The organism is Mesorhizobium sp. WSM4847 (genome assembly GCF_055811335.1).
Map to the genome: position 1 here is coordinate 66,264 of NZ_JBVVPY010000029.1, position 11,717 is coordinate 77,980.

Genomic DNA, 11,717 nt, shown 5'->3' on the forward strand with positions numbered 1-11,717 from the left:
TGCGTCAAGCTGGAGCACCCCTCATCCCACCGAGCTTCGCTCGGCCACCTTCTCCCACAAGGGGAGAAGGAAAGGACGCTAACCCTTAAAATCCTTCGCCAGCAGATAAAGCTCCACCGACTCGTCGCGCGAGGCCGGCGGTTTGACGTGGTGGACCGAGCGGAAATTCTGCTTGAGCCTGGCGAGCAATTCGTTCTCGGCGCCGCCCTGGAAAGTCTTGGCGAGGAAATGGCCGCCCGGCTTCAGCACCGAGAGGGCGAAATCGGCGGCCACCTCGCACAGATACATGGTGCGGATGTGATCGGTCCGGCGATGGCCGGTGGTGGGTGCGGCCATGTCGGACAAAACGATGTCCGGTTGGCCACCGAGCGTTTCGGCGAGCTTTTGCGGCGCCTGCGGGTCGAGAAAATCCATCAACAGCACCGGCGCGCCGGGCACCGCGTCCATTTCCAGATAGTCGATGCCGACGACATGCGGGTGTTCGGCCGTCGATTTCGTGCGCGCGGCGGCGACCTGGCACCAGCCGCCGGGTGCCGCGCCAAGGTCGATGACTTTCATGCCGGGCTTGAGCAGATGGTGCTTGTCGTCGATCTCGATCAGCTTGTAGGCCGCGCGCGAGCGGTAGCCGTCGGCCTTGGAACGCTGGACATAGGGGTCGTTGATGTGGCGCTGCAGCCAGCGGCGCGACGATTCCTTCAGGCCGCTTTTCTTCTTGATCCGCGTCTTCAGCACGCGAATGCCCGCAGAGCCTGGTTTTTCCGGTTTCCTGGTCATTGCCTGACTTCTTGTTTGAGCATGATATTTTCCGAAAACCGGTTGCCACTTTTCGCTGACACGGTCCTGCGGTTCGGGATCATGCATTCTGGTCTGAGCATGATCTTTTCCGAAAACCGGCTGCCACTTTTCGGGATCATGCTCGGCCCCGCCCATTGTTGCGCCAGACACCGTCGTCGGCCATCAATTCGCTCAATATGCCCTCGCGCAGGCCGCGGTCGGCGACGCGCAGCCGCTCCGACGGCCACACCGCGCGGATCGCTTCCAGGATGGCGCAGCCGGCCAGCACCAGATCGGCGCGATCGGCGCCGATGCAAGGATTGGCGACGCGCTGCTGAAAATCCCAGCCGACCAGTTTTTCGACCATGCGGTCGACGCTGTCGCGATCCATCCACAGCCCGTCGACGCGGCGGCGGTCGTAGCGGTCCAGGTCGAGGTGGACGCCGGCCAGCGTCGTCACCGTGCCCGAGGTGCCGAGCAAGTGGAATTTCGGGCTGGCGAGCACATGGCTCAGCCGGTCGCGCCCGTCGAAGGCGTGCAGGCGCACAGCCACATCCTCGACCATGGCGGCAAAGATCTCACGGGTGACGGCGCGGCCGCCGAAGCGCTCGGCCAGCGAGACGACGCCGACCGGCAGCGACGTCCAGGAGACGATGTGGTTGGCGAGCCTCGGCGAGCGGTGGCCGGTGAGATCGATCAGCGCGATTTCCGAGGAGCCGCCGCCGATATCGAACAGGACGACGCCTTGCGTGTCGCGGTCGACCAGCGAGCCGCAGCCCGACACCGCCAGCCGCGCCTCGGTCTGGCGGTCGATGATCTCGAGTTTCAACCCCGCCTCGCGCTCGACGCGGTCGAGGAACTCGGCGCCGTTGGCGGCCGTGCGGCAGGCTTCGGTGGCGATCAGCCGGGCCTTCCTGATCTTGCGGTTGCGCAATTTGTCACCGCAGATCTTCAGCGCCTCGACCGCACGGTCCATCGCCGGCTGCCCGAGCCGGCCATTGGCGGTGAGGCCCTCGCCCAGCCTGACGATGCGCGAGAAAGCGTCGATGACGCGGAACTGGCCGTGGCGCGTCGGCACCGCCACCAGCAGCCGGCAATTGTTGGTGCCAAGATCGAGTGCCGCAAACACCGGCAGTTCCTGCAGCGGCGGGCGGCGAGCAGCCGGCTCCGGCCGGCCTGGCGCAACCGACGGCAAGGCCGCGACGATCGCCGCGGGCGGGCGGCTGGCCGGAGCGCTGACAGCAGCAGACGCCACTCCGGCCGCAGCGAGGCGAGCGTCGTCGCGCGCAAAAACCTTGCGGCCGCGCCGGCGTTTGCGCCGCTTCCTGGTCTTGGCCTTCTGGCCATTCTGATGCTGGGACGCGTCGCCTGCCTGTCCGTGACCGGACCAAGGCTGCACCGGGCGGCCATTGTGCCGGCCGGTGGGTGAGCTTGCCTGGCCCGAAGGCGGCGGCGAAGCCCTGGACACGCCCACTTCCGGCGCGCCGGCGCCGGTGTCGTGGTCTTCCACTTCAGTTCCTTCCGGCGCCGCGCGAACCGGAGACCGGACGCAGCAGGCGCTTTCATGTGTTCCAAGTTGCCACCAGACTAGCAGCGCCGGGCCGGATCACCAAGAGCGCAGGGGTCGAATTTGTCGGCGGCATTGTCTCGCCGCTCCGCTCGGCCCGATGATGGCGGGACAGCGCCCCCCTCTGTCCTGCCGGACAGAGGGGGGCGCGAAGGATCGCCAGCCTTTCCTTCTCCCGCAGCAGCGCCTTGCCAGTTGAATAGCCGGCTTCGATAAGGCATTTCTGAAATGGCGGGTATGAAACATTCGAAATCGCGGGCAGTTTTCCTGACGCGAACCGAACGGGCAACGGGGCTGCAACGCATGATCGTCACGCCATGAACTGGAGGCGTTATTTCTGGCCGGTCGTCGGCGTTGCGGCGGTCGTCTTCTCGCTATGGCTGCTGCTGCACGAGCTGCGCGGCATCTCGCTCGACGACGTCTGGGACGGCATCGTCGCCATCCCTGCCCGCGGCTGGGTGCTCGCCGCGCTGAGCTCGGTCATCGCCTATGCGTCGCTGGCCGGCTACGATCACATCGCGCTCCTGCATATCGGCAAGAAAGTGTCGCGGCTGTTCGTCACCCTGTGCTCCTTCACCACCTACGCGCTGTCGCACAATATCGGCGGCTCGGTATTTTCAGGCGCGGTGATCCGCTACCGCGCTTACGGAACCAGGGGCCTGACCGGACAGGACGTCGGCATTCTGGTGGCGATCTGCTGGATTACCTTCGTGCTGTCGACGGTGTTGGTTTCAGGCATCGTGCTGGTGCTCGCGCCGGAGATCGTCGACCGTTTTTCCGGCACGCCGCATCATCGGCTTTCGCAGGCGGCGGGGCTCGCGATGCTGCTCGTGGTGGCGGCCTATGTCTTCGGCAGCTGGCTGCATCTCAGGCCATTGAAGATCGGAAGCTTCCAGGTCCATTATCCGGCGCTGCCGATCGTCGCGCGGCAATTGCTGATCGGCCCGATCGAGCTGCTGGCGGCGGCGGCGATCATCTTCTTCGCCCTGCCCGAAGCTGGCAATCCCGGATACTTCGTCGTGCTCGGCGTCTTCCTGATGTCGTTCTCGGTCGCCCAGATCTCGCATGCGCCGGGCGGGCTCGGCGTGTTCGAGGTCGTCTTCCTGGCCGGCCTGTCGCATATGGACCCGGTCGGCGTGCTGGCAGCACTGCTGGTGTTCCGGCTGTTCTACCTGATCATCCCGCTGGTGATGGCGCTCGGCGTCGTGCTGTATTTCGAGCACTCGCAGCTCGGGCGAAGGGAGAATTGAGGGGCGGCTTTGAACCACGCCCTTATGAAACGTGCCGATTGAAATGCCTTCGGCAGGCTTGACTATTTTCCGACGGCGGCTACAAGGCACGCGCGGCGCCATCGTCGCCCTGCCGCGTGGTTTTCAACAGCCGCGCCTGCTGGGGAATAGGTTAACGGTAGACCCACGGACTCTGACTCCGTTAGTCCTGGTTCGAATCCAGGTTCCCCAGCCAACAGTTTCCGCAATTAAATCAGCCCCTTATGCAGAACAATCGCGACCGAAACGTGTTGCATGGGTTTCCTGCCCTGTAGCGCGCAAACCCTTGCATTCCGGGCATGTCCCGCCCCGTCCCTTTCTGTCCATGCAACACGATTGCAACACGGATCAGCCAATTGTTCCCGCCATGTTCCTAGAGAGCGCGCCTTCGCCGGTGCCAATTGCGGTGCCAATTCTTTTCCTGCGATTGTCGGCAGGTCCGTGCGACAATCCCGCCGGGGAATCAACGCGGGATTTCATACATGACGAAACTGAGCACTCTAAAACGACGATGATGGACAGCGATAGCGCGGCTGCATTAGTTTACCATGATCTCAAAACGTCTCAGCGCGCGACTTTCCAGGTTGCCGCCGAGTGAGGTCGTTGGTTGACCGAGTCGCTGGTGCTAGTCCATTCTGGTGCGCTGTTCGGCATGTTTTCGTTGCTGAACAATCCAGCCAGCCAACCTGCGACGCTGGAAGCACTCAAAGCCCCGGTCTGGTGCTTCGTGGCTGGCCTTCTGCTGGCGCTGGCATAGGGTTTCTTCGCTTGGATCAACTGGTCGATGCACTCGTTCAATTACGCGTCCTCGGCACGATACGATATGCTATGGACGCTGAGAAGTGGATCGATCCTCCACACTTCCAAAGGGCGTTGGACATCACGAACTGAGGCAGCATCGCTTGCGGTTTGCTTTCTGCCCTATCCATTGCGGCGGGCGCGGCTTTGATCCTGCATGGGGACTATCTAGCTGCAATATTCGGAATTTGATCCCGCCCATAGACCGCCACCGTGAGGGCAGCGGAGTCTCTGGGCTCATTTGGGCGTGTTAGAACCAGCGCTCCCGGCGCTGGTCGCCGGCCACAAGAACAAGGCCCAACAGCAAGCCTACAGCCGCGCCCAGCATGAAGGCGGACGATAGCGTGCCAGGATTTTCTTGAACGACACCGGAAGCAGTAGACGCCCTTTTGCGAAGTGCTTGCGTTGTCCGAGACACGCTATCGGCCGCGCCCTCATACCAACCAGTAGCTTCCTCGACCACCTCTTCAGCGTGCTCCGCGAGCGTCCGATTGATCTTGTTGATCTCGCGTTTCAGTTGCGCAACTTGCTTCTCCAAGGCCTCCTGCGCTTCGCGCTGCGTCTCCGTCGGCTTTGCGTCTTCGTTTGGGTCGTCGGCCATTGTGATGATCTCCCTTTTGGGTGGGGGCTCAACGGCCGCCGCCGCGTATGGTTCCTCAGCGACAAAAAGCCCGCCACCTTGAAGGCAGCGGGCTAGCAGCGGCAGAGTTTGCCGCCCGTCAGTGACGCTCTGCCGGTGCTTCGAGAAACTCCATGAAGTTCTCAACCACCTTGTCGATCGGCATTGACCGCGCATTGCATCCGCGAAGAATGGCGGGCGGCGATCTTGACAATTTTGAAGCTGGGAAGCGGGCGCCGTATGACCGCACTCTGCTTGACCTTCAGGCAGCGCTCGAATGGGCCGGCGTCGAGTTCATCCCCGAGAACGGCGGCGGCGCCGGTGTGAGGTTGCGGAAATGAAGACCAGGCGGCGCAAAAGATTTTGGGATCGAGCGAGAATGCGCCGGCTCTCCTCCATGACGGATCGCATCTCCGCAATCGTGGCCCGCGTGGCATCAACCTGCAACCGCGACCTCTCTACGTCCACGTTATCGATTTGCCACGGGTCCATTGCCGTAACTCACTGCGACTAGCGTTTTCGAGGCGACTAGCGTTTTCGAGTTAGAAATCGGGCTTCCCGCATAAGTGACGGCCAGTCGGACCCCAGAAGAGCGATAAGCTCGCGAGCCTGCTCTTCGGTTATATTCGCCTCTTTAACCAAGCGCTGAACGACAGAGTCGTCAGGGGCCCCGCTGGGTGTTCTGTCCCTATCGTCAGCCATCGGAAAAAATCCTTAGGTAGCATAACGCGACCATTTGGACTGAGTTCCTCCACAATGACTTCCGCGATCACGGGATTACTCGGATCTCCCCAAGCTCGGTAGTATCAAGGCGGCGGACGCCAATCCGCTAGGCCGGCGCCCGACAAGGCAATCTACCCCAACGCCCCCCCAAGTGGCGCCGGCCACTTTCAGCCCCCTCGTTCGAAAGTTGGCTTCCAGTCGCGATTGCGCGCCCGCTGCTGGCCTTCGTAGAAGAACACCTGCCGTCGATCACCACCGGCAGCCTTGCAATTTGAGCAGATAAAGAGCCCGACCAGGTCGTCATGCATCGAGCCGTGGTCACAGCCGAGCCTGTCAATCAGGGCCTGAATGTCGAGCTTCATCGATTTGCAGCACATCGGGTGTCCGCAATTCACATAGATGGTTTCGCGGGCGGCCAGGGTGTCGGCGAGGGTCTTTGGGGCATGGCGATCTCCGTTGAAGGGCTCGCCGCAACGGGGAGGAATATAATCCTGAAAACGAGGGCGTCGGCAATAGGGGACGCCCACTCTTTGACATTGGGTTGATATTAGCTCAGGGGCCTCATTTCTTTCGGCCGGACTCTTTGCGACCTTCTCGCTATCGTGTGCGGCAACGGCGCGGCGTCTTGAAGTATCCGCTTCATCGGCTCGTTGCGTTTTTCGTCAGTGTGAGCACGATAATGGAACGTCCAAAATCCGTATCGGAGATGATCGAGCGCTACGACAGCGATTTTTACGAGCCGATAGGGCGCTTGATAATGCAGTTTGGATTTCTGGAATTCCATATCGATCGTTGGCTGTCCGCGCTTGGCGCCGACCAACCGAAGCTGCGGAAAGCGAACAACTTGAATAACAAAATCACTCTGTATGGTCAGATCATCGACCAACACACCACCGAACCGAATGACCTTGCCGAGCGCGATCGCCTCGTCCAGCAGATGCGCGAACTCAACACGTTTCGCAATCGTGTCGTTCATGGTCCGTGGAGCGTATACCTCGGAGAAAAGAAGGCTTGGCAGAAACTCTCAGTCAACCGGCAAAATGCAACACACCAATTCTTTGAGGTGACTGCCGATGAAATCCGGGTGGCTGCTAGCGACCTCGCGAAAATCCAGGTAGAGGCGTCTCACTTTGCCTTTGGCTTTCTAGTACCCAAAAAGGCATAGCAACGAGCGTGGCAGGCGACAAAAGACTAACGGCTGGGTAGCTCTGGCTACTTGCGCACGATCCATTCCAGCAAGTCAGGATCGACGTCATCGCTCCCGGTAAAGTCGCTGATCAAAAGCGCGGCAACCGACCGCCATTTGTCTTCAGGGATCTTCTCTTCGATCACGGTTTTTATGAAGGCGCTGCGCAGGATATCGCAGTCAAAAACCGATACCTGGGCGCCTGCCTGGGGTTTCGCCATCTCAGCCCTCCTGCCTCTTGGGCGGAAGCACTGCCATCTCCCAAGCGTCCGCAATGCCTCTATTCGGTACGGACGACGTTGGGATTGTACGCTCTATTGCGAATTTCGCGAGTCCGGCCTCGCTCAATCTGGCGCGGCCTTCAATCCTCTTCCCGGAAATCCTGCAGCGATGCGTGCCGAAGATCCTCCTCGCACCTTAGATGCTTCACGCGGGCCTTGATGCCCCGGCTTGACCCAGTGCGTTGCCGGCCGCTTTGGCATATCCTTGGGCGGTGGCCCGGCATGTTCCTGCACGCGCTTCCACAACCGCTCCCGCATCTCGCGGTTGACGCTCACGAACGCACTGCCGACATATTTCCGGGTGCCTGGCTCAGCCATCAGAGCAAACGCCGGCTTGCCCCTCTCTCGTTCAACGCCGAGAAGTTCAAACTCGCTTTCGGTAAAGGATTTTGTCTTCAGCCAATTGGTGGTCGGGCCGCCGCGATATTTGCTGTCTCGACGCTTCGATACCATCCCCTCCAGGCCGGCCGCGTCGATCAGATGATAGATCGCATTTGCCTCGCCCGGCATTGTCTCACTAAACTGGATGCGGCTGTCAGCCCCTATTAAGGCCGGCCAGGATTTCCCGCCGATCCTCAAGTGCCATGTCGCGCAAGTCGTGGCCGTTAAGATGCAGCAGATCGAACGCGACGAAATAGAGGTCGTGCTGGCGCCTCGTGATTGCCTTGCGCAGCGGCAAAATCCGAAAGGCCAGCGTCATTTAAGACGACGACTTCGCCGTCGATGATGGCGTTCTGTACGTTGAGACCTTTGGCTGCCTCGACCAGGTCGCGGTACTTCGATGTCCAGTCTAGGCCGCGGCGGGTGAAGATCCGAGCGCCGCCGGCGTCGATGATGATTTGGGAGCGGTAGCCATCGAATTTGGCTTCATGCATCCAGTCGTCGCCTTGGGGCGGCTTGGCGACCAAGGTAGGCATCATCGGAGGAATGAACTCAAGCCGGCCGGGCCCGGCACTCACTGGTTTACGCACGAATTCGAGTTTAGGTCCGTCCGATCTGGCGGCTAGGGGAACGGAACGTGACCATTTTACTAAATTAGTAATGATGCATGAAACGGCATATTATTCGTCCCAGCCGGCGGACACGGCCCATACCCCCGCCGGTTAGGCCCGACGGTCGGTTGCCTACCCCGCAGCGGCTGTCGGGCCGTCCCTATCACAGTTCGGGACGATCAACGTGGGCCGAGATAGAACCAACAACCCCGCAACCGGATCAAGGGCAAGCGCCACGGGCCGCCTGCGAAGGACGAAGCAGAGCATTTCGAGTTCTGCCCCGTGTGTGGCCAAACGTTCGACAAGCGAAACCTTGGCGAGGTGCTGCATCATTATCTCCCCGACCATGAGCCGTTGAAGCTCGATGGATAGGTGAGTTGGCTTTCGCATACGGCTGGGGTCATCCAGAATTGTTGGCGGTCCCGACCAGGCGGTACCGGAATCGATTGCGGATGCGCTCGTTGAAGAAGCGGCCCTTGGCGAATGCGGCTCGGAACTCGGCGAAGGTCTCCGGCGGCACATCCTCAAACTGGTAGCATTTGCCGCTGGCCACGAACCACACCGGGAGGGTCCTACGATCCGGATCGTATTCCGTTTTGCTTATCGAGGTGGACGGCATGACGTTCACGCCTTGGTTCGGCGCGGAATTGTGGCCCCGTTGGTTCCCAGCACGGCAATTTAAAGGTCGGCCAGATGACCCATGCAGCTAGGGGGTTTCGTCCCGACCAGCCTTACCAATCGCCTCAAGCAATGAAGCTAGAGTTGGCGGCAGTTCTGGTTCGACCTCCAGCCCAAGCAGCTTATGTACGTTACGACGATTGTCTTCGGTGCCGATCAATTCGCGAACGGCATCGGCAAGGGTCTTATGGCCCGCTGCGTCACGCTTTGCCATGTCTGAATGTCCCAACCCCGCCCGAGCCGCAACTCGCAGGTCACGGAATGGTTCCGTCAAGGGTCAGGAATGTTTGGGACCTAGTGGTCAAAATCCAACGCTTGGTACCCATACCGGCGATTGCCAGAGTGTCCCTGTGTCGGGGTGGAGAGCGGACGTTTCTAGCGGTATTGTTTCCGCATGCTGATGCTCGCTGCTGTGCTCGATCTTGCCTTCGCCGCCTTCCATCTGGGATTTTGGCGGCTTTTCGGATGGCCGGCCCGGCTGAAGGGTTCGGGCAACCTAAACGCAGCAATCACTCAAACTCTGAATGTCATGCTGACGTTCACCTTTGTGTCTTACGGCGCAACATTGCTTTGGCTTTGGTACCGGGGGCTAATTTGGCCGCCACTTCTGTTTTTCGGAGCCGCTTTCTGGGCCATTCGCCTGGCTGCACAGTTCGCGCTCTTCGATATGCGGCATTGGCAATCCAAGCTGATCTCGACAGTCTTCGCCGTCTCGGCTTCTGCCCATGCCCTCGCAGGGTTATAGGAGGCAGAACAGTAAATGTCGGCTTCTGGTCGCTTTCGGAACTCCGGGTACCAAGCGTTAAATTTTGACCAACAGGGCCACGCATGTCGACCATCAATCTTAATCAGATTGTTGTGTCCGCTCTGCCAACGCAAAAGCCTGCAAGTTCCTCGATTTGCCAATGGCTTGGTCAGCGTTCGCAATGATCGAGAAGAACGCAGCGCGAGCGATGTCCTTTTTTGACGCGTCCGGATGCTCCTTTTTTGCAGCCTTTAGGAGCTGTTTTGGTGTCATCTCTGGCGTCACTACCCGCATCAGCGTATCGCTAATCGCCTGCAATTCGGTCGGGTTCATAAGAGCATCCTCAATAATGGCCTGCTGGCTTAGTCTTATCTAAAGGTGTCTTCTCTGTGTCGTAGCGCTGGGGCAATCGGACCAACAACGAAGGCACGGGCTTGTCCTCATCCGGCGATACGGCGCCTTGTTGGCAACCCGAACCATTGTCCCCAGATCGCGTTCCTCCAGAAAGAGAAAAGCCCGCCGCACCCTTTCGGCACGGCGGGCGGTCCTCCCAGTCGCTTACGTCATTCGATGATCTTGATGATCTTGCGTGTGCCTGGGTCAACGACAACGGTCCGGTTGTCGACGACAACGGTGCGGTATTTGGTGTTGGGGACTTCATGAAGTTCGACAGTCTCGGGCAGGGTTGAGCCGATATTGAGCTCCACTCCAGGGATTTTCACCGATGCGAGCGGCTGCTTTTTCACGTATTCCCTAATGACCGTCTCCTGTTCAGGCTCGATGACTACGTCCTGAGCGGCAGCGGCACCGAGGCCCGCCAGCAGCAGAAATCCCGCGGCTGCAGTGGAAAGATGCATTCTCATAAGTGCCTCCTTTGTGTAGCTCTGTTCCGCTGAACGCGTCTTCGCGCCAGACTTAACAAACCCCAGCCAGCTGCATTTGTTCCCCAAAAGTCCCTCAGGCTGATGCACGACAGGACCTAGGTCTCGCCTGTTTTGGCATAATAGGCCGGACATAGCGCCACCCGGAACCGCCGCTGCGCATAGTCGTTGATCCCTGCAAGTTCGCGGGAAGGAGCCCATGGAAAATAGTCCACCAAGCTCGCTGGTTACTCGCTCCGGTCTTCACAGTTTCGATCACATTCCTTGCGATTGGAATAATCGTTAGTTAGGGATCGTTCTAGGAACGACCGGACTTGACGATTGGACGGAGCGACGAACTGAGATCTGCGCAGCTAAGTCCCTTCCTGCGCTGATAAAGGACCACCCGCCATTCCTCGATTTGGCGGGTGTGGTCCGTGCGGCTGACCAAGTCCGCTCAGGAGGCCTGTCAGCGGTTTAAGGTCGCGAGGCAGCATCACCTCACAGCAGGTCTTCGGCAACCCCGTCGAATTTCCTGAGGCCTATGCTTGGAGGCTTTCGCTTAAGAAGCCCCTGTTCACTTGCGGCCGCCTTGAAGGCATCGAACGCGGCTTGTTGGGTGCAGTGTCCAGCCAGGCATTCCTCGATCATTCGAATTGCTTCAAGTCGGGATGGCTTGTCCATGAATGGCCATGGTTGCTGAAGCGCCGTCTCAGCATCGGGGATCGACGCAATCAGCATCGATCTGTCATTCAGGTAGATTGTAATCGGAATAAACGCCGGCATCTTTGTCGCTCGCCAGGATTGAAGGCGGCTAAACGCGAAGACAAGGCAGTGGTTGCATCGTTGTGAATTCCGAGCGCCGCTGTCCGATACGGAGGGACGATGGCGGACGAAGACGATGACTATGAACCGGTCCAAGCGAGAATTATCGGCATCGACCACCCTCTGAACGCGAGGATGATCCTGCGGCGTGTGTTTCCAGCTCTTCGTGATGGCTTCCGCCCTCACCGCGCCCTTGGCGATCGCCTGCTGAAATGCGATGTCTTTCGAAGCTCCAAGCGGGGCAAACGTCTCGTGCAGTCCAATCGTGTCGGCGCGGAGCTTCAAAAGGCTGTCGGAATATCGGCCAATGATCCGCGCCACCAAGTTGGTAGGGATTGGTTTACCATCTCGGATCGCAGCTGTGATCGTGCGGTCGAAACGTTTGTCGCGTCGCTTCCGAT

14 protein-coding genes, 1 tRNA gene and 2 pseudogenes are annotated in these 11,717 nt (G+C 59.9%); 6 read left to right on the forward strand and 11 right to left on the reverse strand.

Annotated features, from left to right (window positions below):
* Positions 1 to 78: 78 nt before the first annotated feature.
* A complete protein-coding gene (locus AC0L28_RS30070) occupies positions 79 to 774 on the reverse strand; it encodes an RlmE family RNA methyltransferase (protein ID WP_027154665.1) in 696 nt (231 codons plus the stop codon).
* A gap of 136 nt (positions 775 to 910) precedes the next feature.
* The gene (locus AC0L28_RS30075; protein ID WP_473481856.1) at positions 911 to 2,284 is read right to left on the reverse strand and encodes a Ppx/GppA phosphatase family protein; all 1,374 of its coding nucleotides are present in this window, start codon (positions 2,282 to 2,284) and stop codon (positions 911 to 913) included.
* 374 nt (positions 2,285 to 2,658) lie between these two features.
* On the opposite strand from AC0L28_RS30075, the gene AC0L28_RS30080 reads away from it, so the two are divergent.
* The 3 genes from AC0L28_RS30080 (at position 2,659) to AC0L28_RS30090 (ending at position 4,366) form a co-directional block, all read left to right on the forward strand.
* Complete coding sequence (locus AC0L28_RS30080) at positions 2,659 to 3,591, forward strand: lysylphosphatidylglycerol synthase domain-containing protein (protein ID WP_023803148.1); 933 nt, start codon at positions 2,659 to 2,661, stop codon at positions 3,589 to 3,591.
* Positions 3,592 to 3,731: 140 nt separating this feature from the next.
* Positions 3,732 to 3,805: transfer RNA gene (locus tag AC0L28_RS30085), tRNA-Gln, on the forward strand.
* A 411-nt stretch (positions 3,806 to 4,216) separates the two neighbouring features.
* Positions 4,217 to 4,366, forward strand: a complete 150-nt coding sequence (locus AC0L28_RS30090) for a hypothetical protein (protein WP_473481858.1) — start codon at positions 4,217 to 4,219, stop codon at positions 4,364 to 4,366.
* 291 nt (positions 4,367 to 4,657) lie between these two features.
* Here the strand turns inward: AC0L28_RS30090 and AC0L28_RS30095 are convergent, their stop codons facing one another.
* On the reverse strand, positions 4,658 to 5,008 hold the full coding sequence (locus tag AC0L28_RS30095) for a hypothetical protein (protein ID WP_023803151.1): 351 nt from the start codon (positions 5,006 to 5,008) through the stop codon (positions 4,658 to 4,660).
* Between the two features lie 227 nt (positions 5,009 to 5,235).
* On the opposite strand from AC0L28_RS30095, the pseudogene AC0L28_RS30100 reads away from it, so the two are divergent.
* Positions 5,236 to 5,367, forward strand: a pseudogene (locus tag AC0L28_RS30100) (XRE family transcriptional regulator); the annotation flags it as partial.
* Between the two features lie 549 nt (positions 5,368 to 5,916).
* Here the strand turns inward: AC0L28_RS30100 and AC0L28_RS30105 are convergent.
* Positions 5,917 to 6,276 (reverse strand): hypothetical protein, encoded by a 360-nt coding sequence (locus AC0L28_RS30105; RefSeq protein WP_473481860.1) that lies wholly within the window; start codon positions 6,274 to 6,276, stop codon positions 5,917 to 5,919.
* Positions 6,277 to 6,428: 152 nt separating this feature from the next.
* Here AC0L28_RS30105 and AC0L28_RS30110 point away from each other — a divergent pair, with 152 nt between their 5' ends.
* A complete protein-coding gene (locus tag AC0L28_RS30110) occupies positions 6,429 to 6,914 on the forward strand; it encodes a hypothetical protein (RefSeq protein ID WP_128170736.1) in 486 nt (161 codons plus the stop codon).
* Positions 6,915 to 6,961: 47 nt separating this feature from the next.
* Here the strand turns inward: AC0L28_RS30110 and AC0L28_RS30115 are convergent, their stop codons facing one another.
* The 4 genes and pseudogenes from AC0L28_RS30115 to AC0L28_RS30130 form a co-directional block, all read right to left on the reverse strand.
* A complete protein-coding gene (locus AC0L28_RS30115; RefSeq protein ID WP_128170737.1) occupies positions 6,962 to 7,156 on the reverse strand; it encodes a hypothetical protein in 195 nt (64 codons plus the stop codon).
* Between the two features lie 140 nt (positions 7,157 to 7,296).
* Positions 7,297 to 8,136, reverse strand: a pseudogene (locus AC0L28_RS30120) (ATP-dependent DNA ligase).
* A gap of 472 nt (positions 8,137 to 8,608) precedes the next feature.
* Positions 8,609 to 8,827, reverse strand: coding sequence for a KTSC domain-containing protein (locus AC0L28_RS30125; protein ID WP_128170738.1), 219 nt, complete (start codon positions 8,825 to 8,827; stop codon positions 8,609 to 8,611).
* A gap of 87 nt (positions 8,828 to 8,914) precedes the next feature.
* Positions 8,915 to 9,100 (reverse strand): hypothetical protein, encoded by a 186-nt coding sequence (locus AC0L28_RS30130; protein ID WP_128170739.1) that lies wholly within the window; start codon positions 9,098 to 9,100, stop codon positions 8,915 to 8,917.
* Positions 9,101 to 9,280: 180 nt separating this feature from the next.
* Between AC0L28_RS30130 and AC0L28_RS30135 the strand changes: the two genes are divergently transcribed.
* Entirely contained in the window at positions 9,281 to 9,631 is a 351-nt protein-coding gene (locus AC0L28_RS30135; RefSeq protein ID WP_023803159.1) for a hypothetical protein, read from the forward strand.
* A 99-nt stretch (positions 9,632 to 9,730) separates the two neighbouring features.
* Here the strand turns inward: AC0L28_RS30135 and AC0L28_RS30140 are convergent, their stop codons facing one another.
* The 3 genes from AC0L28_RS30140 to AC0L28_RS30150 form a co-directional block, all read right to left on the reverse strand.
* Positions 9,731 to 9,964 carry a hypothetical protein gene (locus tag AC0L28_RS30140; protein ID WP_023803160.1) on the reverse strand — a complete coding sequence of 78 codons (234 nt, stop codon included), beginning with the start codon at positions 9,962 to 9,964 and terminating at the stop codon, positions 9,731 to 9,733.
* 230 nt (positions 9,965 to 10,194) lie between these two features.
* Positions 10,195 to 10,494: a DUF1236 domain-containing protein gene (locus AC0L28_RS30145; protein ID WP_023803161.1), complete on the reverse strand. Its 300-nt coding sequence runs from the start codon at positions 10,492 to 10,494 to the stop codon at positions 10,195 to 10,197.
* A 498-nt stretch (positions 10,495 to 10,992) separates the two neighbouring features.
* Positions 10,993 to 11,717, reverse strand: a 725-nt coding sequence (locus AC0L28_RS30150; RefSeq protein ID WP_473481864.1) for a DUF982 domain-containing protein, incomplete at its 5' end; no start/stop codon positions are given.

What these genes read in the sequence shown, in the direction of transcription:
- AC0L28_RS30070 (WP_027154665.1), bottom strand. Translation starts at nt 774, where the DNA reads ATGACCAGGAAACCGGAAAAACCAGGCTCTGCGGGCATTCGCGTGCTG.
- AC0L28_RS30080 (WP_023803148.1), top strand. Translation starts at nt 2,659, where the DNA reads ATGAACTGGAGGCGTTATTTCTGGCCGGTCGTCGGCGTTGCGGCGGTC.
- AC0L28_RS30095 (WP_023803151.1), bottom strand. Translation starts at nt 5,008, where the DNA reads ATGGCCGACGACCCAAACGAAGACGCAAAGCCGACGGAGACGCAGCGC.
- AC0L28_RS30110 (WP_128170736.1), top strand. Translation starts at nt 6,429, where the DNA reads ATGGAACGTCCAAAATCCGTATCGGAGATGATCGAGCGCTACGACAGC.
- AC0L28_RS30115 (WP_128170737.1), bottom strand. Translation starts at nt 7,156, where the DNA reads ATGGCGAAACCCCAGGCAGGCGCCCAGGTATCGGTTTTTGACTGCGAT.
- AC0L28_RS30125 (WP_128170738.1), bottom strand. Translation starts at nt 8,827, where the DNA reads ATGCCGTCCACCTCGATAAGCAAAACGGAATACGATCCGGATCGTAGG.
- AC0L28_RS30130 (WP_128170739.1), bottom strand. Translation starts at nt 9,100, where the DNA reads ATGGCAAAGCGTGACGCAGCGGGCCATAAGACCCTTGCCGATGCCGTT.
- AC0L28_RS30135 (WP_023803159.1), top strand. Translation starts at nt 9,281, where the DNA reads ATGCTGATGCTCGCTGCTGTGCTCGATCTTGCCTTCGCCGCCTTCCAT.
- AC0L28_RS30140 (WP_023803160.1), bottom strand. Translation starts at nt 9,964, where the DNA reads ATGAACCCGACCGAATTGCAGGCGATTAGCGATACGCTGATGCGGGTA.
- AC0L28_RS30145 (WP_023803161.1), bottom strand. Translation starts at nt 10,494, where the DNA reads ATGAGAATGCATCTTTCCACTGCAGCCGCGGGATTTCTGCTGCTGGCG.